Source organism: Marinobacter lacisalsi, assembly GCF_042651045.1.
In the GTDB taxonomy this organism is placed as follows: domain Bacteria; phylum Pseudomonadota; class Gammaproteobacteria; order Pseudomonadales; family Oleiphilaceae; genus Marinobacter; species Marinobacter lacisalsi.
This window is the reverse complement of sequence record NZ_JBHSDI010000010.1, coordinates 1-26,368: the sequence shown is the minus strand read 5'-3', so window position 1 is coordinate 26,368 and position 26,368 is coordinate 1. Positions and strand designations below refer to the sequence as shown.

Here is a 26,368-nt window from a genome sequence, read left to right as displayed (position 1 = left end):
AAAAGTACGTTAAACCGGTACAACCGGCAGGCTTCAGGTGAAGCCCCGAAGCGGACGCTATTATAACGAAACAGGCCATTGATTACTCTTGCCTGACATCAAAACGACGAGTCCTGTTGCACAAAACCCATGAAATTACCCGACGGTAACTCGATCAGCCCACAACCACCCAACCGGCCCGCAATCAGCGTTGACACAGGCCGCCCGGATCCGTTGCGGCAATTACAGAGCCTGCAGCTGGAAAACCGGCAGGCCGTGGTGGCCCGGGTCGCCGAGTTACTGTCGGAACGGGGGCTGCAGCAGGCCGTGCTCGAGGTCCGTGGCCAGAAGCTCACCGTCAGCCTGCCCGCGGATGGCCCTGAACTCAAGGCCGGTGACCTGTTACGCATCATGCGCGAGGGCCAGTCCTTGACCCTGCTGGACAAGCTACCGCCAACCGCGGAAACCCGTCTGGGGCAGGCCCTGATCCGTCACCTGCCCTGGCAGCAGCATCTGGACAGCGGTCTTAGCCAGTTGCTGAACGCCCTGTCTGCCGGATTCAGGGCGCCACCGGGACCGACCAGCCAGCCCGGGGCGACCCAGCCGCTGCCCACCACGGTGAGGGAGGCGTTACATAGCATTGCCCGCTTGCTGCCCCAGGCCTCACCCGAAACCGGCGGGCTCACCTTCCGGCCGCTTCAGACACCGGCGTCGGCCCAGGGGTCATCGTCACCACTGGCGGGGTTGGCCTCCGCCGCCAAACCCGGGCTTGATGTCGATGGCGTCCGCCAATGGCTGGCCAACAGTGGCGTGCTGACCGAAGCACGCCTGGCCCGGGGCACCCTGGAGGCTGCCCCCACGGACCTGAAGCTTGCCCTTGGCCGGCTGGCCCTGACGCTGCTACAGCACCAGAACCTGGGGGCCGACCAGTTCACCCGTTTCACACCACTGCCCAGCAACGAACTGGTTACGGCTCCACTGCAGTTTCCGGCGCCCACCACCATGCCCCTGGGCAACCCCGAAGGTGGCCGGGAGCCGGCATCTCCCGGCCAGATGCTGCGCCTGCTGGCAGGGATGCTGAACCGTATTACCGTCAACCAGCTACACAGCCAGCTACTGACCACCCGCAGCGGCCCCGAAGGCGCCCCTCAGGTCAATACACTGGTAACCGACCTGCCCTGGATGGCACCCGGCGGAGAGGTGAAAACCGCCCAGTTACGCATCGACTACGACAAACGGGAACGGGAGGAAAAACCACCCGGGGCACGACGAGCCGGCGTGGCCGAGTGGCGCCTGAACCTGGCCATGGATCTGGACGAGGCGGGCAAGGTCTACTTTGATGTGGCCCTGCGGCAGAAGGCCCTGTCCGCCAGGGTCTGGGCAGAGCGGCAGGATACGGCCCGGCAGGTCAATCAGGCGTTGGGGGATTTACGGTCCCGGCTGACCGATCTGGGGCTGGAAGTGTCGGAACTGGAGTGTCGCCGGGGCCAGCCGCCCACCGCAGCCACCCGCCTGGAACATCGGCTGCTGGATACCCGGGCATGAACAGGAGTAACCGCTATGGCTGAACCAAAGTCAGGCGGTGGCCGGGAGACGGCCGTCGCCCTGAAATATGACGGCAAGAGAGCGCCCACGGTGGCCGCCAGCGGGCTGGACGAAGTGGCAGAAGAGATTATTCGTATCGCCCGGGAACACGAGGTGCCCCTTTACGAGAATGCCGAACTGGCCGGCATCCTCGCGCGACTGGACCTTGATGAGGAGATTCCGGAAACCCTCTACCGGGTCATCGCGGAGATTCTGGCCTTTGCTTTCCACCTGCAGGGCAGGACACCACAGGACGCCGGCGGAAACGAGACCCCGGACGCCTGAGAGGAGGCACCACACCCACTCAGGCAGCCCGCTGCTGGCGGCGACGCAACGCCGACACCAGTTCCGCCTCGGGGCGGGATATGCCGCAGGTATTCATCAGGTCATCAATGTCTGCGCCCAGGCCCACCAGGCGGGACGCTTCATCGTAGGACACCCGCAGCGGATCATTCTGACGCATTTCATCGAACAGGGAACGCAGCTCATGGAGCTGGCGTTCACAGGTGATGACCCGGTTACCAACACCGGCGCTGCCGCTGGCGGTGGCATTCAGTTCCCGCACCAGGTTCTCGCTGTTCTCACGCAATTGGCGGTGCACCCTGGCGATACGGCGGCTGTTAATCACCCCCTGGCAGGCCAGCAGGACAAAGGCAATAACAGTCAGGGCCCAGGGGGCCAGTTGGGTCCAGTCGGTGGTCATCATCACTCGGTCCTCGGTTAGTGGTGATCACGACCGGCCGGCAACTGGCCCACCCTTACCCCGCTCTCCGGGAAGCCCCTGAGTTCAGGTCAGAGGGCAGCCAACTCCGCCCACTCGTGATCATTCAGCATCTTGTCGAATTCAACAAGAATGATCAGTTCGCCATTCTTGTTGCATACACCCTGGATGAACTTGGCGCTTTCCTCGTTCCCCACATTGGGTGCGGTTTCGATCTCACTGGCCTTCAGGTACACCACCTCTGCCACGGAATCCACCAGGATACCCATCACCTGGCTGTCGGACTCCATCACCACGATACGGGTGGCGTCGGTAACTTCCGCGTCCGCCAGACCAAACCGGCGGCGGGTGTCGATCACCGTGACCACATTGCCCCGCAGGTTAATGATGCCCAGGACATAGTCCGGTGCACCGGGAACCGGGGCAATCTCGGTGTAACGCAGCACTTCCTGGATCTGCATCACATCGATACCGTAGGTCTCCTCGTCAAGACGGAAAGTGACGTACTGAAGGACCTTGTCGTTCTGGGCCTGACCCTGTTGTCCGCTATCGGATGCCATATTGCCTTGTCTCCTCGCAGGCTATCCGCTAACGGGACAGCCTGATGTCAAAAAACCATCGTCAGTGCCCCATACTATAATCAGGGGCACAAACCGTGCCAGAGTGGCTCGGTTTCATTTGGTAACCGCTCTATTGAGTATCGGCTGAGTCACGCAAGAACTTGAGGGGAAAATCAGGCCGACAGCCGATTATTCCAGCTCCAGATGGTGTTCCCGCTCCGCGCGTGCCAGCAAGGCGGCCATGGCGCCCACATCGATCAGCGCACACATGTGCTTGACCACGGTGCCGGCCAGCCAGGGGCGCTTGCTGCGGGAGGTTCGCCAGCGCACCTGGTCCGGGTTCAGGGTGAAGGACTCGGCCACTTCGTCGCAGGCCAGGGCCCAGTCACTGTCATCCAGCCGGATCACAAAGCGATAGCCTTCCCGGGCGCCGTCCGGCACCCGTCCCGACATGATCCACTCGGCGGAATCAACCACCTTGAGCTTCTGGTTGCGGTCCAGCAGCATGCCCATGTACCAGGGCGGACGCCCGGGAATGGGTTTGATTTTGCCATCGATACGATGGATCGCACCCAGCAGCACCAGCGGTACCGCCAGCTGCAGACCCGCCACCTTGAAAATCAGGCACTCGAACGGCCGGTCAGCCCATGCGGGGTTGCCCTCGGGTTCTGCGGGGGCCGGCGGCTCCACGTCGGGGATTGCGGTGGTTTCAGCCCTGGCCTGATCCACGGCCACCGGGACCGGCTCGACGGTCTGCTCCGGCTCGGCAACGTCCGCTGCCCGGGGCATTTCCGGCTCCTCGCTGGGCAGGTCTGGCGCCAGCGCCTCATCCGCCAGAGCCCTGACATCGGGCTCCGCAGGCGCCGCCAGGTCCGGGGCATCCTGCTCCTCGTCAGTGTCGATGGAAGTCGATGTGGCGGTATGAAGCAAATCATCCAGGTAGCTGACAAGGGCAGCAGACGGATCCGCCAGGCTGGTTTTGGATTTCCGGTCAGATACCATGGCGCCTCCGCGACCGGTTTCCGGCACCTGTCAGAAATCCGACGCCGGGGACTGTGGTCATCAGTTGTCCGCCCATGACACGGTCCCTTCCGTCAGGTCCTGCAACAGGCGCCGGTAGGCCCGCACACCCTGGGTGTCCGGATCCAGTTGTGACGGCACCCTGCCCATCTGGCTGGCGTCCCGGAAACGGGTATCCACCGGTATCATGAAGCGCCAGAGGTCGTTGGGGTACATCTTGCGCAGCTGGTTGAGGCTGCCCACGGAGGCCTGGGTACGCTTGTCGTACAATGTCGGCACGATGGTGTAGGCCAGCTGATTCTTCTGGGACCGCACGATCATCTCCAGCGTATGCAGCATGCGCTCAAGCCCCTTGAGCGCCAGGAACTCCGTCTGCACGGGCACGATCAGGTGCTGGGCGGCCGCCAGCGCATTGACCATCAACACACCCAGGGATGGCGTGTTATCCAGCAGTACGTAGTCGAAATCATCCCAGAGCTGGGCCAGGGCCCGGGAGATGATCAGCCCCATGCCCTCGACACCCACCATCTTGCGTTCCAGTGTCGCCAGGGCAGTGCTGGCCGGCAACAGTGAAAGCCCCTCGCAGCCGGTGTCCGTCACCAGCTGCGCGGGCAGGCCCTCGGGCACCTTGCCCTGATGCTGGAACAGGTCGAACACACTGTGGGCAAGGCGGTCAGGGTCCAGACCAAACCAGCTGGTCAGCGACCCATGGGGGTCCAGATCCACCAGCAATACCCGGTGACCCTGTTCCGCCAGCAGGCCGCCAAGGGTGACTACGGTGGTGGTCTTGCCCACCCCGCCTTTCTGATTCGCTACTGCCCAGATCCGCACTGATGACTCTCCCGGTATGGCACACTGACCCGCGATTTTCGCACTGGTTTAACGGCATCCCTGACTGGAACTTGAGGCACCGGCAACCCTCCGTAACGGCAGCAAATTGCCGCTGCGTTACTGTTGTCCGGCGATACAGACGAGCTATTCAGATTTCGTGCCAGCCCACGGTCAGCGGGAACGCACCGCGCCCCGGATAGCGGCATCCCGGGAGATCAGCAGCACCACACGGCGATTTCGGCGGCGCCCCTCCTCGGTGTCGTTACGGGCCACCGGCTGGTAGGCGCCGTACCCTATTGCCGCCATCCGCGAGGGGGCGACCCCTTCCGTGGCCAGCATGCGAACCACCGCCGACGCCCGGGCCGCCGACAGTTCCCAGTTGGATGGAAAGCGCCCGGTGCGAATGGGCCGGTTGTCGGTGAAACCCTCAACCCGAATGGCGTTGTCGGTACCGCTGATGATATCGGCGATACGATCCATGATCGGAAAAGCATCATAGTGAGGCTCCGCCTGGCCGCTGCCAAACAGGAGGCTGTCACGCATGCTCAGCTCGATCCACTGGTCGCTCACCTGCAGGTTGACCACGTCCTGGTTGATCAGGCTGTCGAACTCAAGGGCAAACTGGTTGGCCATACTGCGCAAGGCTTCGCTGCGCTGGCCCTGTTCCCTGACGGTAGTGGACGGCTCCGGGGCGGGTTGCGGGGCAACCGGCGGAGGAATGACGGCATCATCGTCCACCGGGGATGGCAAACCGGACTCGCTTCCCACCGGAATGGGCTGGATTGCCCGCTGGGGCGCGTTGAACACACCCGTCAGGGTCTCGGACAGTACCTTGTACTTGCCCTCGTTCACCGACGATACCGAATACATCACCACGAAAAAGCCGAACAGCAGGGTGATGAAATCCGCGTAGGAAATCAGCCAGCGTTCCTGATTGTGGGCCACCTCAGCCCTTCTTGATCGACGCCTCATGATCACCTCCCCCGATCGGATTGCCGCCTGCTCAGGTCTGCACGAAGCCCCGCAGACGCATCTCGATGGAGCGTGGATTCTCTCCGTCCGCAATGGCGATGATGCCATCAATCATCATGTCCTCGTAGCGACTACGCCGACGGACAATTTCCCGCATCTTGTTGGCAACGGGGAAGAACAGCAGGTTTGCCAGCGCCACGCCGTAAATGGTCGCCACGAACGCGGTGGCAATGCCGGCACCCAGCGTGGACGGATCGGTCAGGTTGGTCATGACCTGGATCAGCCCCATCACCGCCCCGATAATGCCGATGGTGGGTGAATAGCCCCCCATGGCCTCAAATACCTGTGCGGCATCCAGGTCCCGTTGCTCGCGGGATTCCAGTTCCACCTCCATCACACTGCGGATGGTTTCCGGCTCGGCACCGTCCACCAGCAACTGCAACCCCTTACGGGCAAAGGCTTCGGACTCTTTCTCGGCAATCGCCTCCAGGCCGAGCAGGCCCTGCTTGCGGGCCCTGACGCTCCAGTCCATGACCTTGCCAATACCTTCGTCGAGTCCGATATACGGCGGGAACAGCACCCAGCGGGACTGGCTGAAGGCCCGGCGGAGCAGCCCTCCGGAAGTCTGCAGCATAGTGGCGGCAAGGGTCCCCCCCACCACAATCAAACCCGCCGGGAGATTGAACAGGGACGCCAGGCTGCCACCCTCCAGCAGGTTGCCGCCCAGCAAAGCGGCGAAGGCCAGGATAATGCCCAGCAGGCTGAGGATATCCATCAGCTCACCCCTTCAACCAGGCGCGGGCCGACCTCATCCAGGGGGAGCACTTCGTCGCTCAGGCCGGCGCTGGCAACGGCCATGGGCATACCATAGATCACCGAGGTTTTCTCATCCTGGGACCAGATAACCGAACCTGACTGTTTCATCAGCCGGCAGCCTTCCTTGCCGTCGGCGCCCATGCCGGTCAGGATGATACCCAGGGTTTTGCCCGGAAAACTGCGGGCCAGTGAACCGAAGGTGACGTCCACACTGGGCCTGTAGTTGAGCCTCTCATCACCGGGCAGGATGCGTATACGCCCCTGCCCCCCGCGGTTCTCCACCATCATCTGTTTGCCGCCAGGGGCCAGCAACGCCAGGCCTGGGCGCAGCAGGTCACCGTCCTCAGCCTGGCGTACCTGAATACGACACAGCTTGTTGAGGCGCTCGGCGAAGGCCGGGGTGAAGCTGCCCGGCATGTGCTGCACCAGTACCAGCGGCGCGGGAAAATTGGCAGGCAGGTCCACCAGGACTTTTTGCAGGGCAATGGGTCCGCCGGTGGAGGTGCCAATGCCCACCACATCGTAATGGCGTGCGGATGTGCGGCGTCGCGAAGGCCTTGCCGGGGCTTCCGGTTGGGGCCGCAAGGGGCGGCTTTCCGGCTGTCGGGATCGCGCTTCCCGGGCAGGTGGGTGCCGTTCTGGCGGGGTTGGCGACGGGCGCGGATCCGCAACCGGGGCTGCGCCGCCACGACCAGCCCCGGGCCGGCTACGGGCAACATCCAGGATCCGCTCACGGAGGATACGCTGCAATTCCGACCCGTCACGGGCAATGTCCTCGAAGTTCTTGGGCAGGAAGTCGACGGCACCGGCCTCCAGCGCGTCCAGGGTGACCCGGGCGCCTTCGTAGGTCAGCGAGGAGAACATGAGCACCGGGGCCGGGCAGCGCTTCATGATTTCCTTGACCGCCGCAATGCCATTCATCACCGGCATTTCGTAGTCCATGGTGATCACGTCCGGCCGCAGCTTTTCCGCCAGCTCCACCCCCTCCTTGCCATTACTGGCGGCGCCCACAACACGGATATTGCCGGACGCATTGAGGATTTCCGTCAGTCGCTTGCGGAAAAAACCGGAATCATCAACGACCAGGACAGAAACCGTCATTCACTCCCCCTATTGGTGTTCCGCACCATCAGCCGTAATGGTGCAGCAGACTGGGCACATCAATGATCAGTGCGATGCGCCCGTCGCCAGTAATAGTGGCACCCGCCATACCCGGGGTGCCCTGCAGGGCCCGGCCGAGGGGCTTGATGACCACCTCTTCCTGGCCAACCAGTTGATCCACCACAAAACCGACCTGTTTGGTGCCCATGGCCACGATGACCACATGGGCATTGTCGGGCTCTGCGGTACCGGTATCCGATGGCACCAGCCAGCGCTTGATATGGAACAGTGGGAACACCTTGTCCCGCACCACGATGCACTCGCGACCGTCGACAATGTTCTTCTTGCTCAGATCCAGGTGGAAGATCTCCACCACGTTCACCAGCGGCAGCGCGAACGACTGATGGCCCAGCTGGATCATCAGGGTCGGCATGATCGCCAGTGTCAGCGGCACCTTGATACGGATGGAGGTACCCTGGCCCAGCTTGGACCGGACTTCGATCTGGCCATTGAGCTGGCCGATCTTGGTCTTGACCACATCCATGCCGACGCCGCGGCCGGACACGTCGGAAATCTGGTCCTTGGTGGAGAAGCCGGCGGCAAAGATCAGGTTGTAGCATTCGGTTTCGGTGAGCCGATCGGCAGCATCCTGATCATAGATGCCCTTGTCGACGGCTTTCTGACGCAGCTTGTTCGGATCCATACCGCCACCGTCGTCCTCAATGGACAGCAGGATATGATCCCCCTCCTGCTCGGCGGACAGGGTCACCGTACCCTGCCGGGGCTTGCCAGCCTTCTCGCGGATGTCCGGCGCTTCGATACCATGGTCCACGGAGTTGCGCACCAGATGCACCAGCGGATCCGCCAGGGCTTCCACCAGGTTCTTGTCCAGGTCTGTGTCCTCGCCGTGCATGACCAGGCCGATTTCCTTCTTCAGGTTACGGGCCAGGTCACGAACCACCCGCGGGAAACGGCCAAACACCTTCTTGATGGGCTGCATGCGGGTGGCCATGACAGCCGACTGGAGATCGGTGGTCACTACGTCGAGGTTGGACACCGCCTTGTGCATCTCGCTGTCTTCGCTTTCATTACCGAGGCGCTGCAGGCGATTACGCACCAGCACCAGCTCGCCCACCATATTCATGATGTCGTCCAGGCGCTTGGTGTCCACCCGTACCGAGGTCTCGGCCGGGGGCTGGTTTTCCCGGGCGGGTGCTGAAGGCTTGCTGGCTTCCGCCCTGGCCGCCTGGTCCGCCTTTTTCGGCGCAGGTTCTGGCTTTTTCGGCGCGGGCTCAGGTTTCTTTTCCGGCTCCGGCTTTTTATCCGCAGGCTTGTCGGCGGCCTCAGGCGCCGACGACGGGGCCGGCTTCTTGCCCTTGCCGTGGAGCTCATCCAACAGCTGTTCGAACTCGTCGTCGGTGATCAGGTCACTGTCACCACCGCCTGACTTGTCGTCCTTGCTGTCGGATTCAGCCTTGCCCTCATTGCTGTCGGGGTCTGGCACGTCCGTGGCGGCTACCTCACCGGAGAAACGGCCCTTGCCATGGAGCTGATCCAGCAGAGCCTCGAATTCGTCATCACTGATGTCGTCGCTGTCACTGCTTTTTTCTTCTGCGCTGGCGGCCTGGCCATCCCCCGGTGTCGCGCTCTTGTCGCCGCTCTGCTTGCCATCGTCCAGGGCGTCCAGCAGTTGTTCAAATTCTTCGTCGGTGATATCACCGGGATCCTCTCCGGCCACCACGCCGGCGCCCTCCACCTGACCGGCATCGCTCTTCGGTCCGGCCTCTTTCGCGGGCGCCTCGCCCTCGGGAAGGGCATACTCATCCAGGGTCTCTATAAGGGACTCTGGCGCAAACTGCGGCTCTTCACGGTTGCGGACCTGGTCAAACATGGTATTGACGTGATCCAGTGTCTCAAGCACCACATCCATCAGTTCCGGCGTCACCGAGCGCTTGTGATTGCGCAGGGTGTCGAACACGTTCTCCGCGGAATGGCAGCAATTGACCAGTGCCTCCAACTGCAGGAAGCCGGCGCCGCCCTTGACGGTATGGAAACCACGGAAAATGGCATTGAGCAGATCACTGTCGTCCGGGTGCCGTTCCAGGTCCACCAGCTGCTCCGAAAGCTGCTCGAGTATTTCGCCCGCCTCAATCAGGAAGTCCTGGAGAATTTCTTCATCTGCATCGAATGCCATGCATTCACCTCACTTAAAAGCCGAGACTGGACAGCAGGTCGTCAACGTCGTCCTGTCCGGACACAACGTCAGACCGCTCTGCGGCGCGCATCTGGGGGCCTTCCCCCTTGATTGAGGCTTCCTTTTCCTTCAGGTCGTGGACGGTTCCGGTCAACTGGTCCACATGGCTGGCCATGACCACCAGGCCCAACAGGTTTTCTTCCACTTCCTTGACCAGCGCCGTCACCTTCTGGATCACCTGGCCGGTCAGATCCTGGAAGTCCTGGGCCAGCAGGATTTCCGACAGGTCGTGGTACATTTTTTCCGCATCGTCCGAGAGACTCTCGAAGAAACGGTCAATACGAACATAGAGTTCACGGAACTCGGATGGTGCCATTTCCCGCCGGCGCAGGCGCTGCCAGTCATCCCGTAGTGCTTTGGCCTGCTCGCACATGGCATTGGCCCGGGGCATGGCATCCTCCACCAGATCCATGGTCCGGTTGGCGGCATTGCTGGTCATTTCCACCACGTACTGAAGCCGGTCCGACGCGTCGGACATCTTTGACAGGGCTTCCTGCTGCTCCGGGTTCTGGGGCTGGATCTGGAAATTGCGAATGGCCTCGTGAAGGCTGCGCGTCAGGCGACCCACTTCACGATAGAGACTCTGGTCCCTCACTTCGCTCAGGTCGTTGATCAGGGACATCGCCCTGGCATAATCACCGGCATTGACCTGTTTCGCCAACTCATTGGCCTGCTCTTTCAGCTGGCTGGTGGTTTCAGGATCCAGGTGGGAGCCGTTTTGTTTGTCTTCGCTCATGGGAGCACATCCAGACTGTCTGTTCAGGTTTCAAAGCGCTTCTGGCGCTCTACTCAATACGCTCGAAGATCTTTTCGATCTTCTCCTTGAGTACAGCGGCCGTGAACGGTTTGACGACATAACCGTTTACCCCAGCCTGGGCAGCCGCGACGATCTGGTCGCGCTTGGCTTCCGCAGTCACCATCAGGATCGGCAGGTCCTTGAGCTGTTCGTCGGCGCGAACTTCCTTGAGGAGATCGAACCCGGACATGCCTGGCATGTTCCAGTCCGTCACCAGAAAGTCGTACTTTCCGGAACGAAGCATGGGCAGCGCCGTATTACCGTCATCCGCCTCATCGGTATTGGTAAACCCGAGGTCACGCAGCAGGTTCTTGATAATCCGCCGCATTGTGGAGAAATCGTCCACAATGAGAATTTTCATGTTCTTGTCCAATGGGACCTCCAGTTGGTCGTCGCTGGAATAATGGCCGGGCCCGAATCGTCACGGACCTGGAAAACACGGATGACACCGCTTTACCGCCGCCGGTTTCCCGGCTGATGGCGTCATTCTAGCAGCCTCAGCGTTGCTTACCGTTTCAATGTGTTATCGCGCGACATTCCGCTCTGCGGCTTGTGCCGTCAGCTTGCTCAGTCGTTCAGCAACCTGTTAAGGGGCACGCTACTGTGTTCCGGCGTCAGATGCCTGCCATTCTGAAAGGCGCCCCCGCAACCGCAACGCGGCCTGGCTGTGGATCTGGCTGACCCGGCTCTCACTGACGCCCAGTACCGCGCCAATCTCCTTCAGGTTCAGCTCTTCCTGGTAATACAGGCCGAGGACCAGCTTCTCACGCTCCGGCAGTTCCTCGATGGCGGCTGCCAGATTACGCCGGAAAGCGGCACCCGAAACCTCGTCCAGGGGATTATCCGAAGCTTCCTGTTCGTGTATCGGCAGGTCTCCGGATTCATTGAGTTCATCCAGGGAAAAAAGTCGTCCGGAATTGGCATCACTGAGGCAGGCATGGTAAGCGGACAACGTCATTCCCAGCTCGTCCGCCACCTCGTGATCCAGGGCTTCCCGACCTTCCCGGTCCTCCACCATCTTGATGGCGGCGGACACCCGGCGGGCATTGCGATGGACGGAACGCGGTACCCAGTCACCCTTGCGGATTTCATCGACAATAGCACCGCGAATGCGGATGCCGGCATAGGTCTCAAAGGAGGCGCCCCGGTCCGACTGGTACTTGGCGGCGGCTTCGAGCAGGCCCATCATGCCAGCCTGCATCAGGTCCTCGAGCTGTACCGAGTCCGGTAGCCGGGCCATCAGGTGCAGGGCGATTTTCTTGACCAGCGGCGCATGCTGCTCCACCAGTTGATGGGCATCGCGCCGACCGGTTTGATGATAGATTCCGAGACTTCTGGCCAATGTCATGTATCCGGTTAACCCATACAACAGGATTGGATCAGGCGTTTGTGCTTACCAGGCGCTCCACGAAGAACTCCAGATGCCCCCGGGGGGATGAAGGTAGCGGCCAGCTGTCGACCTGTTCCGCCAGCGCCTTGATGGCCAGCGAGGCCTTTGCCCTGGGGTAGGCGTCCAGCACGGCGCGCTGCCGCTGAACCGCCTTGCGCACTGCCTCATCGTAAGGAACCATGCCTACATATTGTAGTGCAACATCCAGGAAGCGCTCGGTGACCCGGGTCAGTTTACCGAACAGATGTTTGCCTTCCTGTTCGTTGCGGACCTGATTGGCAAGGATACGGAAGCGGTTGACGCCATAGTCGCGGTTCATCAGCTTGATCAGGGCGTAGGCGTCGGTGATGGAGGTCGGTTCGTCACAGACAACCAGCAACAGTTCCTGGGAGGCTCGCAGGAAACTGACCACGCCTTCGGAAATGCCGGCAGCGGTATCCACAATCAGCACGTCGATCTGATCACCCAGCTCGCTGAAGGCGTTGATCAGGCCCGCATGCTCCATGGGTGACAGCTGGGTCATGCGCTGGGTGCCGGAGGAGGCGGGGACAATCTTGATGCCGCCCGGGCCATTGATCAGTACATCACGGAGATCGCATTCCCCGGACAACACGTCGGAAAGATTGTGGCTGGCGGTGATGCCAAGTAGCACATCGATGTTGGCCAGCCCCAGGTCCGCATCCAGCAGGACAACACGGCGGCCCATCTGTGACAGGGCGATCCCGAGATTCACCGAGACGTTGCTTTTGCCCACGCCACCCTTGCCACCGGTGACTGCGATAACCTGAACCGGATGTGGTCTGCTCATAGAGGTTCTTGTTTCCCGCCAAGGTTCTTGTCGTTAACTGTCTTGTTCTGCAGTGCCAGGGACCACGCCGGTCAGCGCCGGGCAGTGGGACCTCAGGCACCTTCTGCCATGGTCTGCTGTTTGCGTGCATCGCGCAAGCGCTCAACGCCCAGACGAACCAGCGATGCCGAATTGGCAGGATGCAGATCCTGGGGGATCTTCTGGCCATCCGTTACCCAGGACACCGGCAGCGCGGTCTCCAGCGCGAAACCAAGTACTTCACCCAGGGTCAGGGCTTCATCCAGCTTGGTCATGATGCAACCTGCGAGACTGGCCATTTTATAGCAATGCCACATGGATTTCATGATGCGCGGCTGGCTTGTCGCCGGCACCACCAGGTGTGGACGCACCGGGTGGCGGCTTTGCGACAGCTCACGCAACTGCTCCTGACACCCGGGATCGGCGCCGGATAACCCGGCGGTGTCAATCAACACCAGGTGGCGACCAGCCAGCTCGTCCAGCACCGCATCCAGGGAGTGGGCATCGTCGACCACCCGCACCGGTACGTTAAGGATACGACCGAACACAAACAGTTGCTCGTGTGCAGCCACACGATAGCGGTCAGTGGTCACCAGTGCCAGTGAATCGGCACCATGTTCCAGTACATACTGGGCCGCAATCTTGCCGATGGTTGTGGTCTTGCCGGAGCCGGTGGGCCCAACCAGGGCATAGATGCCGCCGCGGGAAGCCCAGTCACCGCTGCCGGTTTTGAGGCCGGCCGCCAGGGTTCTCAGGGAACGTTTCCAGTTGTCTTCCAGCTTGCCGCGACCACTCTGGCGCGCCAGGGTGGCAGCCAGCTGCGGGCTCAGACCAAACTCTTCCAGGCGCTCGCCAAGGCGCTTGCGCACCGCTTCGATCGCTTCCTCGGCCGGTTTCTCCGCCGTGGTGTCGGTCTGCTCCGAGGGCCCCTTGTCGGTAATCATCGCCCTCAGGGAGGCAAGCTCACGCCGCATGACCGCAAGCTCATCATCGGCGCCCTTGATGTCAGCCGCTGACGGAGCGGCGACGGATTCCTGACGGGTCTCCGGCACCGGTGGCAGGTTGTCCACATCGAGCCGGGTGTCGCCGTTGCCAAAGCGCTGGTGCGGGTCGTGCCCCCGGTGCGGGCTGCGCAGCTCCCGAATACGGTTGCGGGAGCGGTCAAGTTCTTCCTGCAGCCGGCGATGCTGTTCCGCCTGCAGCTCCCCCAGGCGCCCGCCACTGGTGGCTTCGGCCGCGGCATCGCCCAGTTTCTGGCGCGCCATGTTTTCGTCGTAGTCCAGCGCGGTGACAATCTCTACACCGCCGTCAATCCGCCGGCTGGACAGAATTACCGCATCGTCGCCCATGGCCTCGCGAACCTGCTTCAGGGCCGCTGACATGGTTGCCGCAAAGAACCGTTTGACTTTCATCTGACTCTACCTCCCAAGTGGGCCGTTACTGGCCGACCGACGCCACAATGGTGATCTGCTTGTTTTCCGGCACTTCCTGATACGACAGCACGTGCAGGCGCTCTACCCCGTAGCTGGCAAACTTCGCCAGCACCGGCCGCAGCGGCCCGGACACCAGCAGAATCGCTGGTTTGCCCATCATCTCCTGCCGCTGGGTGCTTTCCTGCAACGACCGCTGCAGTTTCTCCACCATCCCTGGCTCAAGCACCATGCCGATGTCGTCACCACCGCCGGATTGTTGACTCTGTTGCTGACTCTTCAGCAATAACTGTTCCAGTTCCGGATCCAGGGTAATAACCGGTATCTCTTTATCGTTGCCGCAGATGCTCTGCACGATCATCCGACGCAAGGCCTGACGGGCCGCTGATGTCAGCACCTTCGGATCCTGGCTCTTGGGATGAACGTTGACGATGGCTTCGGCAATGGAGCGCATGTCGCGGATCGGCACCTCCTCCTGCAGCAGGCTCTGCAACACCTTCAGCAGGATGGAAATGGAAACGGTGGTGGGCACCAGTTCCTCAGCCAGCTTGGGCGAAATCTTCTCCAGCTGGTCCAGCCACTTCTGCACTTCCTCATGGCCCAGCAACTCGTAGGCATGGCTCTGCAGAATCTGATTGAGGTGGGTAGCCACCACGGTGCTGGCATCCACCACGGTGTAGCCCAGAGTCTGCGCATTGTCTTTCTGGCCCGACTCGATCCAGATGGCATCCAGGCCAAATGCCGGATCCTTGCCGGCGATGCCTTCCACCTTGCCGAACACCTGGCCGGGGTCGATGGCCAACTCCCGCTCAGGGTGGATCTCCGCCTCGGCGATGGTGACGCCCATCAGGGTGATGCGATAGACGTTGGGCATCAGGTCCAGGTTGTCACGGATATGCACGGACGGCATCAGGAAGCCCAGATCCTGGGACAGCTTCTTGCGCACCCCCTTGATCCGGCTCAGCAACTGGCCACCCTGGGACTTGTCCACCAGGGGGATCAGCCGATACCCCACTTCCAGGCCCACGATGTCCACCGTGGCCACGTCGTCCCAACCCAACTCCTTGTGTTCGGGCGGTGCCGGCAGCCCCTGATCGCCGGCGTCGGGCCGGGCACCCCCGGTGGGTGCGGGCTTGGCTCCGGTGTCACGCCTGGTGGCCGGCCAACCGCTTCCACCTTCTTCTTCCACCGTCTGCCGCTCACGTTTCCAGATCCACCAGGCTGCACCAGCCGCCAGCAGGCCAAGGCCAAGGAAAGCGACATGGGGCATACCCGGAATGAGACCCAGCAGGATCAGGATCGCGGCGGCAATGGCCAGCGCCTTGGGCGCATCGAACATCTGCTGGAGAATCTGCCCGCCCATATCCTGGCTGGACGTCACCCGCGTCACCATGATGGCCGCAGAGGTGGACAGCAGCAGCGACGGAATCTGCGCCACCAGACCGTCACCAATGGTGAGCAGGGCATAATTCTGGGTAGCATCCATGAAGCTCAGGCTGTGCTGCAGCATACCGATGGCGATACCGCCGATCAGGTTAATGAACAGGATCAGCAGACCCGCCACTGCATCGCCTTTCACGAATTTGCTGGCACCGTCCATGGAGCCGTAGAAGTCGGCCTCCTGGGCAATTTCCTCACGACGGTGCTTGGCCTCGTCCTGGTTGATCAGGCCCGCGTTCATATCGGCATCAATGGCCATCTGCTTGCCGGGCATGGCATCCAGGGTGAAGCGTGCACTCACCTCGGAGACACGACCGGCGCCCTTGGTGACTACCAGGAAGTTGATAATCATGAGAATGGCGAACACCACCAGACCGACGGCGTAGTTACCGCCAATCAGTACGGCGCCGAAAGATTCGATCACCTTACCGGCGGCGTCACCGCCCTCGTGGCCATTGAGCAGTACAATCCGGGTCGAGGCCACATTCAGGGCGAGACGCAGTAGCGTGGCGACCAGCAGCACCGTTGGAAAAGCGGCGAACTCCATGGGCCGCAGGGCGTAGACACACACCAGCAGAATGGTGATGGAGAGCGCGATATTGAAGGTGAACAGAACGTCCAGCAGGAACGCCGGCATGGGCAGGATCATCATGCCCAGTAGCGCCATGAGCATCACGGGAACACCCAGGTTCCCCCGTGTCAGGGATTTGACGTTGTGCAGGACAAGGGCCCGATCCATCTTGAAGGAACACTCCACGGCTGACGGCAATCACGCATTAGCCCGGGTCGGTTTTTTGACACTCGGGTCGCTTCACCATGGATAGCGGCAAGATCCATACCATTTCTTACAGAATCGTCAGACTCCCCCTGACTGAACCGTCACGATACGGTATCCTTGCGCAAATCCCACCCGACCAGTCGACAGGTGAGTCATGCCCATTCACGAAGTGAAACACCCCCTCATACAGCACAAACTCGGCATCATGCGCCGCGCCGATATCAGCACCAAGAATTTCCGGGAGCTGGCCCAGGAAGTGGCCGCCCTGCTGACCTATGAAGCCACCAAGGACTTTGCCCTGCACAAGGAAACTATTGAAGGCTGGGCGGGCCCGGTGGAAGTGGAGCAGATCGGAGGCAAGAAAGTAACCATCGTGCCGATTCTGCGGGCCGGCCTGGGCATGCTCGACGGTGTGCTGAGCCTTATTCCTGTCGCCCGGGTCAGTGTGGTCGGCCAGATCCGCAACGAGGAAACCCTGGAAGCCTCCACCTACCTGGAAAAACTGGTGGGGGAACTAGACCAGCGCATGGCGCTGATTGTGGACCCCATGCTGGCCACCGGTGGCTCGCTGATATCCACCATCGACCTGCTGAAGAAGGCCGGCAGCACCGAGATCCGCGCCCTGGTTCTGGTGGCGGCGCCAGAGGGCATCGAAAAGGTGCTGGAGAAGCACCCCGACGTGTCCATCTATACCGCCTCCATTGACGATCATCTCAACGATAAAGGCTACATCCTGCCTGGTCTGGGTGATGCCGGTGACAAGATCTTTGGCACCAAACAGAAGGATGTCTGACATGCAGGATACCGATCACACCACCTCCCTGCGGGAGGACTACGCCGGCGATCCGGTCTGGCGCCAGGCACTTGCCGGGTCCCAGATGCTGCTGGTGGCATTTGGTGCACTGGTGCTGATGCCCCTGCTCACCGGGCTGGACCCGAGCGTGGCGCTATTTACCGCCGGTATGGGTACGCTGATCTTCCATATCGTGACCGGTGGCAAGGTGCCGGTATTCCTGGCATCTTCCTTCGCCTTTATCGCCCCAATCATGGCGGCGAAAAGCCAGTTCTCCATCCCGGAAATCCTGGGCGGCCTGGTGGCTGCCGGTATTCTCTACATCCTGCTCAGCGGTGCAGTGCGCCTGCGGGGCACCGGCTTCGTCAACCGTCTTCTGCCACCGGTGGTGATTGGTCCGGTGATCATGGTGATTGGCCTGGGCCTGGCGCCGGTGGCAGTGAATATGGCCATGGGACGCACCGGTGACGGGTCCGCCGAACTGGTGCCCTACACGCCAGCCATCGTGATCGCGATGATTTCGCTGCTGGTCACCATTGTGGTGTCGATCTGGGCGAAAGGCATCTTCCGCCTGCTGCCTATCATGTTCGGCATTATCGTCGGTTACCTGGTCACCTACATCGCCGGCAAGACCGGCATAACGCCGGTTATCGTGGACTTCACGCCGATCCAGGAAGCCGCCTGGTTCTCGATGCCGGCCTTCCAGACGCCATCGTTCAGCTGGGGCGCCATCCTGTTCATGATTCCGGTGGCCATCGCCCCGGCCATCGAGCACATCGGCGACGTACTGGCCATCAGCAGCGTAACCGGCAAGAACTTCCTGAAGAAGCCGGGCCTGCACCGCACCCTGCTGGGCGACGGCCTGGCCACCAGCTCCGCAGCTTTCCTGGGCGGCCCGCCCAACACCACCTATTCGGAAGTGACCGGCGCCGTGATGCTGACCAAGAACTTCAACCCGAGGGTGATGCTCTGGGCAGCCGGGGCGGCTATCGTACTGGCCTTTGTCGGCAAGTTCGGCGCGGCCCTGCAGACCATTCCGGTACCGGTCATGGGGGGCATCCTGTGCCTGCTGTTCGGCTCCATCGCGGTGGTCGGCCTGAACAGCCTGATCCGCAACCAGGTGGACCTGTCCCAGGCCCGTAACCTGGTCATCGTGGGCGTCACGCTGGTCTTCGGCATCGGCGGCATGAAAATCGTCGGCGTGGAAGGCATTGCCCTGTGCGGCATTGTGGCCATCCTGCTGAATCTGATTTTGCCCGGCGCTGATTCGGCGTGGGGTGAGCGGGCTCATCAGCACGAGCACTGAATAGCTCTTATGTTAGCGCCTCCCTTTTAGCCTGCGAGTTGGGGGGAGGCGGCAAACAGGGGCCTTTTCGATATCGCCTGATTTAAGAGGCTCTCTTCTTCTCGTGTGGAAATCTCGCCTATTGATCCATTTTTAAGCCATCCTGCCTATTATCATATTAAAGACGAGACTTTCGCTCTGATCTTTGGTAGCAGCTCGGCAATCTGGTCAGCCATGCTTGGATAGTCATCCAGATAGGCCTTGCAAGCTTTTTCCAAAACCCATAAAAAGTCCTGACTACCGATCACGACCTTCTCATCTTTTATCGCAAACTCAACACCGGTCAGTGGCTCTTCATCAAACTCTTCCTCCCCAGGGAAAGAACAACAGGCATCATTAAACCCAGCCCCAGAGCCACTTTCAAATGCCATAAGAGTGTCAATAAACCTTCTATCAGGAATAGCATTAAAAAAGACCTGAACTGGTAAAAACTTGTCATCAAGCACGACACGAAAGTTATCAGACATAACAATCACTTTTAAAAGTTAGGAAAAAAGCTTTTAACAGCTCCAGTTTCGTCCAGATACCCCCTGAACTCCAAACTATTGGATGCAGTCCCCACCCATTCACGGTTTAGCCGTCCAGCCGACTGGGCCTCTGCGGCTGCCTGCCTACCCCAGTCAAGGAACTGCTCATTCGACACTTTCGAAGGGTCGTAAACCGTCTTTTCCAGAATAGCTGCTCGGTATTCTCCAGTCGGATCACCGGCCTTATCCAAAGCAGCCATTCGGTAACGAACTGTTTCAATACCATCCACTGTCGGATGGGGAATGATTTCTTCGACCTTGAATTCATTGGAATATTTTAAGAACTCGTCACCATTGTGAGCACCGCCTATTCCCCTTCTTCTCGGGACATCAAAATCCCTGTAAATAATGTGCTCATCGTAATTCCCAACAAACCTTGTAAAGCTTGTGCTACCAGGAACCTTCTTTGACACCAAAATGCTCGCCACAGCCGGCGTAATCTCCCCCGCAGCCCGGCCATCACCACCTACAGCATCGACGACCCGACCACCCAGCGCCTGGAAACCTTCGCCCATATCCTGCCAGTACTGCGCAACCTCGGGCTTCATGCCGTTGGGTGAGAGCGCCGACAGCAATCCGACGGTATTGCCCACGAACCTGCCAGCATTCTCCAGGGGCTTGAAGACGGGGTACATGACATTACCCCAGCCAGAGGTGTTCTCATAAAGCTCCGTCTGTTCAGACGCAATATCCGACGCCATGGCCGACGCCGTATCACTCAGACCATCGGCGTAGTCCGAACCCCAACTGGTGGATCTCGCTACCGGGGGCCCCGAGACCCTGGGCCTGTCCATGGATGGCTTTTCACCCTGCAAGTCTCCCCTATCAACAGACACCGGCCCACCTTCCGATGGTCCATCATGAACCGGGATTTGATAGGCCCGATCCGGGTCCAGTTCTTCATAGACAAACAACTCGCCACGGGTGATCTTGTCGGTCAGGTCCATGACCAGTTCCTGGAGACTTCCCGGACGGGTCCAGGGTTTCTGGAACACCATCTGCCAGACGTCGTGCAGCCGGTCATTGAAAGGATCATCCCCGATATGCCGAGTCAGGGCGAGAAGGTGCTCCCGAGCGTAGCCACGGTCATGGGGAAAGGCCAGGTGGGGGCCGTCGAAAATATTGTTTCCCCGGTAGTACCGGGTGAAGGCATAGATACGGCCCAAGGGGGCCTTGATCAGAATGGGGTCCCGATGAAACATCCCTGTCGTCCCTGTGAGATTGATTCCTTCTTACCGACGGGCGTCCTGAATCGTCAGTGTGGGTATAAAACCTTGTTTCCGGAACTGAGTCAAGACTGTAGGACGGATTAGAGCCCCGGAACAGCAGGCTACAACCAACTCAAATATCCCGCCGCATATCCTTGGGAATAGGCATATTGGGCACAGTCGGCTTCGCAGCATGCCCCTTGCGGAACTGGCGGAGCTGGAAGATGTAGGCCAGCACCTGAGCCACCGCCATATACAGGCCATCAGGGATCTCCTCCCCGATCTTGGTGTTGTGGTACACCGCCCGGGTCAGCGGCGGCGCGCGCATCACATCCACCTTGTGTGCGCGGGCGATTTCCATGATCTTGAAGGCCACCTCGTCGGAGCCCTTGGCCACCACGACCGGCGCGCCCATCGACTTCTGGTCGTACTTCAGGGCCACCGCATAGTGGGTCGGGTTGGTGATGACCACATCCGCACCCGGCACATCCTGCATCATCCGGCGCTGCGCCATCTCCCGCTGCAGCTGGCGAATCTTGCCCTTCACCTCCGGCTTGCCTTCCGTGTCCTTGTACTCGTCCTTCACCTCCTGCTTGGTCATGCGCAGTTTCTTCTGGTGATCGTAGATCTGGAATGGCACATCAATCATCGCGATCACGATGGTGGCGCAGGACAGCAGGAAAAAACTCCAGGCCAGGGTCCAGAGTACATGGGCCATGGCGGGCACGGCCGGTTCTTCGGAAATGCTCAGCAGGTCATCGGTACGGAGGTTCAGGATCAGAATGGCAACCGCCAGCACCAGAGACACCTTGGCAATCGCCTTGACCAGTTCGATCAGCGAGCGCATGGAAAACATCCGCTTGAGCCCCTTGAAGGGATCCATGCGATTGAGCTTGGGGGCAATGGCCTTGCCACTGAACAACAGGCCGCCGATACCAATCGGGCCGGCAATGGAAGCAATCAGCAGCAACAGCAACAACGGACTGAGCGCAACCGTCGCTTCCCAGGCGGAACTGATCAGTTGCGTGCTCATGAAACGGGTATCAAAGATCTCCCCCCGTTCCAGCACGAACGACCCCCGCATGATCTGCTCCATGGACATGGCCAGGCTCTTGCCAAAGACCAGCAAACCGCCAGCACCCGCCAGCAGCACGGCCATGGTGGCCAGCTCCTTGGAGCGGGCCGTCTGGCCGTCTTCCTTGGCCTTCTCAAGTCGTCGGGGGGTCGCTTCTTCCGTCTTTTCCTGACTGTTGTCGTTCTCTTCAGCCATGGTCTACCGCTGGTGTCCCGTCTGCTGGCTCAGGGTTGCCCCTGCAGCTGTCTCATGAATTGGAAAGTCTCACGGGTATACTGCTCGAAATGTGGCAGAAAATTGGCATGCAGCACCCAGATAGAGAACAATCCAAAAATCAGGCCAATCGGGAAACCCAGGGCGAAAATATTCATCTGCGGTGCCGCCCGGGTCATGACACCGAAGGAAATATTGACGATGAAAACGGCAGTCACAGCCGGCAAGGCCAGCAGCATGGCGGACACGAACATCCAGCTGATCCGGTGAGCCAGCTGCCAGAGACCTTCCTGGCCCAGCCCCTCCATGCCGATGGGAATGGTGCGGAAACTCTCCAGGAACACCTCAATAGCCACGAGATGACCGTTCATGGACAGGTAAAGCAACGTAATGGTGATGGAGTAGATCTGGGACAGGATAGTGACGTTCACGCCATGGGCTGGATCATTCATGGAAGCGAACCCGAGACCCATCTGCATGGCGATCATCTGGCCGGCGATCACAAACAGCTGGAACAGTGCCGTCAGCGCGAACCCCATACCGACGCCGATGAGAATCTGCTGCAGCGTGATGATAACCGCGTCACCGCTGAGCGCTTCCACCTGTGGAACCGGCGGCAACATGGGCACGATCAGGATGGTGGTCAGCAGCGCCAGACCCAGGCGGATCCGGGCCGGCACCAGCTGGGTGCCAATGAACGGTATCACCATGAAGAAGCTGGCAATACGAAACAACGGCCAGAGATGCTGCCCTACCCACTGGCTGATGACATCCGCGCTGAGGTCCGCGGGGATCATGCCCGCCTCATCCGATCAGATACGGAATGCTGCCGATCAGCCCTTCGGCATGGTCAATCAGCTGGGTCAGCATCCAGGGGCCGGCAAAGATAATCATCAGCAGGGTCACCAGCAGCCGCGGCAGGAAGCTCAGGGTCTGCTCGTTGATCTGGGTAGCGGCCTGAAAGGTACTCACCACCAGGCCGATGACCAGCCCGGGCCCGATAATCAGGGTGGCCAGCATCACGATCATCCACAGGGCTTCGCGCATGATGTCGATAACGGTTTCCGGCGTCATGACAGAACTCCCTAAATTCCGTAGCTCGCGGCAAGTGTGCCCATGATCAGCGCCCAGCCGTCCACCAGCACAAACAGCATGATCTTGAACGGCAACGAGATGATGATGGGCGACAACATCATCATACCCATGGCCATCAATACACTGGCCACGACCATGTCGATGATCAGGAACGGGATGAACAGTATAAAGCCTATCTGGAAGGCGGTTTTCAGTTCACTGGTCACAAAGGCGGGCATCAGCACCCAGAAGGACACGTCCTGCGGGGTGTCATACTGCTCATCGGCAATGCGCATGAACAGCCCCAGATCGCTCTCGCGCGTCTGGGCCAGCATGAACTCCCGGAACGGCCCACTGGCCGCCTCCACTGCCTCAATGGAGGTCATCTCCTCGGCCAGATAGGGCTGCAAACCCTGCTGATTGGCCTCCTCGAAGACCGGCTTCATGATGAAAATGCTCAGGAACAGCGCCAGCCCCAACAGGATCTGGTTCGACGGCGTGGACTGCAGGCCAAGAGCCTGGCGCAGTATGGCGAACACTACGATGATGCGGGTAAACGACGTCATCATCATCAACATGGCCGGCAGGAACGTCAGCGCCGTCATGAACGCCAGAATCTGCAGGGTAACCGAGTATTCCTCGCCCCGCTCCCCCGGGGTCACCGTGACTGCCGGTATACCGGGAATACCGCCCATCCCCTCCTGGGCCAGCACAGCCGGGGCCAGCATCAGCCCCACCAGGACCAACAACCAGCGCATCAGTCCGCCCCCCCCCTGACGGTCGTCGGAGGCATCCTGTTTCCATTTACGACCGATCAGGCCCTGGAGCTTCCTGGCAAAATCACCACTGACCTCCTGGCCCGGAGGTACCACCGGTTCATCGAACACATGCAGGGTACGAATCGCGGAGGGTGTGATACCCACCAGGATCTGGGTGCCTGCCACATCGATCAGGGCTATCCGTTCCCGGGCGCCCAGCGCCATGACCGAAATAACCTTCATGGCACCCGTGTTCATACCCGTCAGGCCATTCATGCGTCGCACCAGCCAGGCGCAAGCAAAAATCAGCCCCACCACTACCAGCAGGCCTATGCCCATGGTGGCCAGGGTCGCTATGGCATCGCCCTGACCCGAGCCGGATCGCTCCGGGGCCAGGGGCACGATGGCTTCCTGGGCCACAGTCAGGGCCGGCAACAGGGTCAGCAAGACCGCTATGGGTATACCACCGGTTCGCCAGGCCATGGTTATTTCTGCAGGCGCTTGATGCGCTCGCCGGGGCTGATGACATCGGTCAGCCGGATACCGAACTTCTCGTTCACCATGACCACCTCGCCGTGGGCGATCAAGGTACCGTTGACCAGCACATCAAGGGGTTCACCCGCCAGACGGTCCAGCTCAATCACTGAGCCCTGGTTGAGCTGCAGCAGGTTGCGGATGGGAATCTGGGTGTTACCCACCTCCATGGAGATGGTCACCGGAATGTCCAGGATCACGTCCAGGTCCGGCTCGGTGCCCGGCACGCCCTGAGCTTCCGAGGCGTCGCCGAATTCCTCCATGGGGGCCGCCTTGACCTGCTTTCCGGCCTCTTCCTTTTGAGTACTCTTGCTGTCCCCGGTATCTTCTGCCTCCTCCATGGCGGCAGCCCATTCGTCGGCACGGTCCTGGCCTGACGACTCATCGTCGTCACTGTCGCCGGACTCGTCCATGGCTGCTTCCCACTCGGCAGCCAGCTTTTCGTCTTCGCTGAGCTCGCGGTCGTCTTTGTCGTCTTTATCAGCCATGTTTACCTACCTTCAGTTGTTTTTTCACCACCGGAATCTTGGCCCGATCCTTGATTCTCAGGGCCATCTTGCCGTCACGGGTACCCAGGGTTGCCTTGTAGATGGGAATGCCGTTGGCGGTCATGTCCATGGTTTCGGGCATTTCCACCGGAATCACGTCACCGGCCTTCAGGTTGGCCACTTCCCGCAACGAAATCCGGCGCCGGCACACCATGGCGTTGACCGGCACCACGACGTCCTTGATGTCTTCCTGCAGGGCGTTGACCCAGCGTTCGTCAACGTCATCGATATCACTCTGTACCCCGGCATCCAGTATTTCCCGGATGGGTTCAATCATGGAGTACGGCAGCGCCATATGCAGTTCGCCACCACCGCCGTCCAGCTCAACGTGGAAGGTGCTGATCACCACCACCTCACTGGGGCTGACGATGTTGGCCATGGCCGGGTTGACCTCGGAACTCAGGTACTCGAAATCCACCTTCAGAACCGCCTGCCAGGCTTCCCGCATGTCCACGAACACCTGGTCCAGGACCATCTGCACGATACGGGTCTCGGTGGGCGTGAATTCCCGCCCCTCGATCTTGGCATGGCGGCCCTCACCACCGAAAAAGTTATCCACCAGTTTGAACACCAGCTTGGCGTCGAGGATGAACAGCCCGGCCCCGCGCAGCGGTCGTACCTTGACCAGGTTAAGACTGGTGGGCACATACAGGGTGTGTATGTACTCGCCGAACTTCATGATCTGGATGCCACCGGTAGACACATCGGCGTTGCGACGCAGGAGGTTGAACAGACTGATGCGGGTGTAGCGGGCGAAACGCTCGTTGATCATCTCGAGGGTAGGCATCCGGCCACGGACAATGCGGTCCTGGCTGGCCAGATCGTAAGTCTTGACACCCGTCTCGTCTGTCTCGTCATAGGTATCGACGTCGCCATCGTCCACACCGTGGAGAAGCGCGTCGATTTCGTCCTGCGAGAGTAGATCCTGCATAGTTTCAGCCTCTGACTGCCTGCAGTTCAGTTGGACATGCCCCGTGCACCGGTCGGTTCCTGCCCCTGAACGGGTTTTACTGAATCACGTTTTACTGAATAACAAAGTTGCGTAACAGCACCCGGTCCACGGTGGGTTCACCCTCCGTCGCCAGAGTCTCATTGACCGTTGCCAGCAAACGCTCCGGCAAGGCCTGACGCCCTTCAACTGTCTGCAGTGCCATGAATTCCGAGGTTGCCAGCTCGGATATCAGCGCATTCCGCAACAGCGGCAAATGCTTCCGGGCGGCTTCCAGGGCTGCTTCGTCGCTGGACTCGAGCGCCAGGTAGGCCTGCACATAGCGCTGCCTGCCCGGGTGGCTGATAGAGGTGACCAGCGGCTTGTCCATCACCAGGTAGCTGGCCGGCACAAAGGTTTCCTCGGCACTCTCGGCCTCCTCACCCTCTTCTGCCGTGTCGCTACCACCCCCGTCACTGAGGAACCAGAGAGTGCCGGCGATAGACAGCCCTACGGCCAACCCCAGCACAACAATCAGCAACAGGATGGTTTTCAGTCGGCTCTTTTTCGGCGCTGCCGCCACCTCATTGTTCTCAGCCATTCACAATTCCGTCAATATTTTGCCGATGTTTGTCAGAATATCCCTGCCTGCAAGGGGTCAAGCAATCCCCGAGCCAATATTCCCTGTACGTCTTTCAAGGCCCAGCCTGTGCGGCCTCGCTACAAAAAGGCCAGCCCTCAGGCTGGCCTTTTCTTCTATTCTTGTCCCGTCCTGAAATACGTTGTCATCTGGAGAATGAGCAGATGGGCAACGATACTCCCACCCGGAAGAAGCGCACGCAGCGTGATTACAACCTGGGCTTTAAA

27 protein-coding genes and 1 pseudogene are annotated in these 26,368 nt (G+C 60.4%); 4 read left to right on the top strand and 24 right to left on the bottom strand.

Annotated elements, in window-relative coordinates; genetic code table 11:
• Positions 1-129: 129 nt before the first annotated feature.
• Both fliK and ACFOZ5_RS06010 read left to right on the top strand, forming a co-directional pair.
• The gene (fliK, locus tag ACFOZ5_RS06015; RefSeq protein ID WP_379886119.1) at positions 130-1,524 is read left to right on the top strand and encodes a flagellar hook-length control protein FliK; all 1,395 of its coding nucleotides are present in this window, start codon (positions 130-132) and stop codon (positions 1,522-1,524) included.
• A 15-nt stretch (positions 1,525-1,539) separates the two neighbouring features.
• On the top strand, positions 1,540-1,848 hold the full coding sequence (locus ACFOZ5_RS06010; protein ID WP_379886118.1) for an EscU/YscU/HrcU family type III secretion system export apparatus switch protein: 309 nt from the start codon (positions 1,540-1,542) through the stop codon (positions 1,846-1,848).
• A 19-nt stretch (positions 1,849-1,867) separates the two neighbouring features.
• On the opposite strand, the gene ACFOZ5_RS06005 is transcribed toward ACFOZ5_RS06010, so the two are convergent.
• From ACFOZ5_RS06005 to flhA, 14 genes are all read right to left on the bottom strand, one after another.
• Positions 1,868-2,266, bottom strand: coding sequence for a DUF2802 domain-containing protein (locus tag ACFOZ5_RS06005; RefSeq protein ID WP_379886397.1), 399 nt, complete (start codon positions 2,264-2,266; stop codon positions 1,868-1,870).
• Positions 2,267-2,355: 89 nt separating this feature from the next.
• Positions 2,356-2,844, bottom strand: a complete 489-nt coding sequence (locus tag ACFOZ5_RS06000; RefSeq protein WP_379886117.1) for a chemotaxis protein CheW — start codon at positions 2,842-2,844, stop codon at positions 2,356-2,358.
• A gap of 189 nt (positions 2,845-3,033) precedes the next feature.
• The gene (locus ACFOZ5_RS05995) at positions 3,034-3,846 is read right to left on the bottom strand and encodes a chemotaxis protein CheW (protein ID WP_379886116.1); all 813 of its coding nucleotides are present in this window, start codon (positions 3,844-3,846) and stop codon (positions 3,034-3,036) included.
• 60 nt (positions 3,847-3,906) lie between these two features.
• Positions 3,907-4,695: a ParA family protein gene (locus tag ACFOZ5_RS05990; RefSeq protein WP_379886115.1), complete on the bottom strand. Its 789-nt coding sequence runs from the start codon at positions 4,693-4,695 to the stop codon at positions 3,907-3,909.
• Positions 4,696-4,866: 171 nt separating this feature from the next.
• Entirely contained in the window at positions 4,867-5,667 is an 801-nt protein-coding gene (gene motD / locus ACFOZ5_RS05985) for a flagellar motor protein MotD (RefSeq protein WP_379886114.1), read from the bottom strand.
• 31 nt (positions 5,668-5,698) lie between these two features.
• On the bottom strand, positions 5,699-6,442 hold the full coding sequence (locus ACFOZ5_RS05980; RefSeq protein WP_379886113.1) for a flagellar motor protein: 744 nt from the start codon (positions 6,440-6,442) through the stop codon (positions 5,699-5,701).
• Positions 6,442-7,584: a protein-glutamate methylesterase/protein-glutamine glutaminase gene (locus ACFOZ5_RS05975; RefSeq protein ID WP_379886112.1), complete on the bottom strand. Its 1,143-nt coding sequence runs from the start codon at positions 7,582-7,584 to the stop codon at positions 6,442-6,444. Before ACFOZ5_RS05975 ends, ACFOZ5_RS05980 begins: the two co-directional genes overlap by 1 nt.
• Positions 7,585-7,612: 28 nt before the next feature.
• A complete protein-coding gene (locus ACFOZ5_RS05970) occupies positions 7,613-9,778 on the bottom strand; it encodes a chemotaxis protein CheA (RefSeq protein ID WP_379886111.1) in 2,166 nt (721 codons plus the stop codon).
• Between the two features lie 13 nt (positions 9,779-9,791).
• Complete coding sequence (locus ACFOZ5_RS05965; protein WP_379886110.1) at positions 9,792-10,574, bottom strand: protein phosphatase CheZ; 783 nt, start codon at positions 10,572-10,574, stop codon at positions 9,792-9,794.
• Between the two features lie 49 nt (positions 10,575-10,623).
• Entirely contained in the window at positions 10,624-11,007 is a 384-nt protein-coding gene (cheY, locus tag ACFOZ5_RS05960; RefSeq protein WP_379886109.1) for a chemotaxis response regulator CheY, read from the bottom strand.
• A gap of 225 nt (positions 11,008-11,232) precedes the next feature.
• Positions 11,233-11,982 carry an RNA polymerase sigma factor FliA gene (locus tag ACFOZ5_RS05955; protein ID WP_379886108.1) on the bottom strand — a complete coding sequence of 250 codons (750 nt, stop codon included), beginning with the start codon at positions 11,980-11,982 and terminating at the stop codon, positions 11,233-11,235.
• Positions 11,983-12,013: 31 nt separating this feature from the next.
• Positions 12,014-12,832, bottom strand: a complete 819-nt coding sequence (locus ACFOZ5_RS05950) for a MinD/ParA family protein (RefSeq protein WP_379886107.1) — start codon at positions 12,830-12,832, stop codon at positions 12,014-12,016.
• A 92-nt stretch (positions 12,833-12,924) separates the two neighbouring features.
• On the bottom strand, positions 12,925-14,262 hold the full coding sequence (flhF, locus tag ACFOZ5_RS05945; RefSeq protein WP_379886106.1) for a flagellar biosynthesis protein FlhF: 1,338 nt from the start codon (positions 14,260-14,262) through the stop codon (positions 12,925-12,927).
• Between the two features lie 25 nt (positions 14,263-14,287).
• A complete protein-coding gene (flhA, locus tag ACFOZ5_RS05940; protein ID WP_379886105.1) occupies positions 14,288-16,459 on the bottom strand; it encodes a flagellar biosynthesis protein FlhA in 2,172 nt (723 codons plus the stop codon).
• Between the two features lie 193 nt (positions 16,460-16,652).
• Here flhA and upp point away from each other — a divergent pair, with 193 nt between their 5' ends.
• Both upp and ACFOZ5_RS05930 read left to right on the top strand, forming a co-directional pair.
• Positions 16,653-17,291: a uracil phosphoribosyltransferase gene (gene upp, locus ACFOZ5_RS05935; protein ID WP_379886104.1), complete on the top strand. Its 639-nt coding sequence runs from the start codon at positions 16,653-16,655 to the stop codon at positions 17,289-17,291.
• A gap of 1 nt (position 17,292) precedes the next feature.
• Positions 17,293-18,597: a uracil-xanthine permease family protein gene (locus ACFOZ5_RS05930; protein ID WP_379886102.1), complete on the top strand. Its 1,305-nt coding sequence runs from the start codon at positions 17,293-17,295 to the stop codon at positions 18,595-18,597.
• Between the two features lie 152 nt (positions 18,598-18,749).
• On the opposite strand, the gene cdiI is transcribed toward ACFOZ5_RS05930, so the two are convergent.
• The 10 genes and pseudogenes from cdiI to ACFOZ5_RS05880 form a co-directional block, all read right to left on the bottom strand.
• Positions 18,750-19,103, bottom strand: a complete 354-nt coding sequence (gene cdiI, locus ACFOZ5_RS05925; protein ID WP_379886101.1) for a ribonuclease toxin immunity protein CdiI — start codon at positions 19,101-19,103, stop codon at positions 18,750-18,752.
• Positions 19,104-19,114: 11 nt separating this feature from the next.
• Entirely contained in the window at positions 19,115-20,365 is a 1,251-nt protein-coding gene (locus ACFOZ5_RS05920; protein WP_379886100.1) for a CdiA family toxin C-terminal domain-containing protein, read from the bottom strand.
• Positions 20,366-20,504: 139 nt separating this feature from the next.
• Positions 20,505-21,641, bottom strand: a complete 1,137-nt coding sequence (gene flhB, locus ACFOZ5_RS05915; RefSeq protein WP_379886098.1) for a flagellar biosynthesis protein FlhB — start codon at positions 21,639-21,641, stop codon at positions 20,505-20,507.
• Between the two features lie 29 nt (positions 21,642-21,670).
• A complete protein-coding gene (fliR, locus tag ACFOZ5_RS05910) occupies positions 21,671-22,456 on the bottom strand; it encodes a flagellar biosynthetic protein FliR (protein WP_379886097.1) in 786 nt (261 codons plus the stop codon).
• 7 nt (positions 22,457-22,463) lie between these two features.
• Complete coding sequence (gene fliQ, locus ACFOZ5_RS05905; RefSeq protein ID WP_379886096.1) at positions 22,464-22,733, bottom strand: flagellar biosynthesis protein FliQ; 270 nt, start codon at positions 22,731-22,733, stop codon at positions 22,464-22,466.
• 11 nt (positions 22,734-22,744) lie between these two features.
• Positions 22,745-23,491: a flagellar type III secretion system pore protein FliP gene (gene fliP / locus ACFOZ5_RS05900; RefSeq protein WP_379886396.1), complete on the bottom strand. Its 747-nt coding sequence runs from the start codon at positions 23,489-23,491 to the stop codon at positions 22,745-22,747.
• Positions 23,492-23,560: 69 nt separating this feature from the next.
• A pseudogene (fliO, locus tag ACFOZ5_RS05895) lies at positions 23,561-23,830 on the bottom strand (flagellar biosynthetic protein FliO); the annotation flags it as partial.
• A 146-nt stretch (positions 23,831-23,976) separates the two neighbouring features.
• Complete coding sequence (gene fliN, locus ACFOZ5_RS05890) at positions 23,977-24,513, bottom strand: flagellar motor switch protein FliN (RefSeq protein WP_379886094.1); 537 nt, start codon at positions 24,511-24,513, stop codon at positions 23,977-23,979.
• Positions 24,506-25,504 carry a flagellar motor switch protein FliM gene (gene fliM / locus ACFOZ5_RS05885; RefSeq protein WP_379886093.1) on the bottom strand — a complete coding sequence of 333 codons (999 nt, stop codon included), beginning with the start codon at positions 25,502-25,504 and terminating at the stop codon, positions 24,506-24,508. Before fliM ends, fliN begins: the two co-directional genes overlap by 8 nt.
• 91 nt (positions 25,505-25,595) lie before the next feature.
• Complete coding sequence (locus ACFOZ5_RS05880) at positions 25,596-26,102, bottom strand: flagellar basal body-associated FliL family protein (protein ID WP_379886092.1); 507 nt, start codon at positions 26,100-26,102, stop codon at positions 25,596-25,598.
• Between the last annotated feature and the right edge of the window lie 266 nt (positions 26,103-26,368).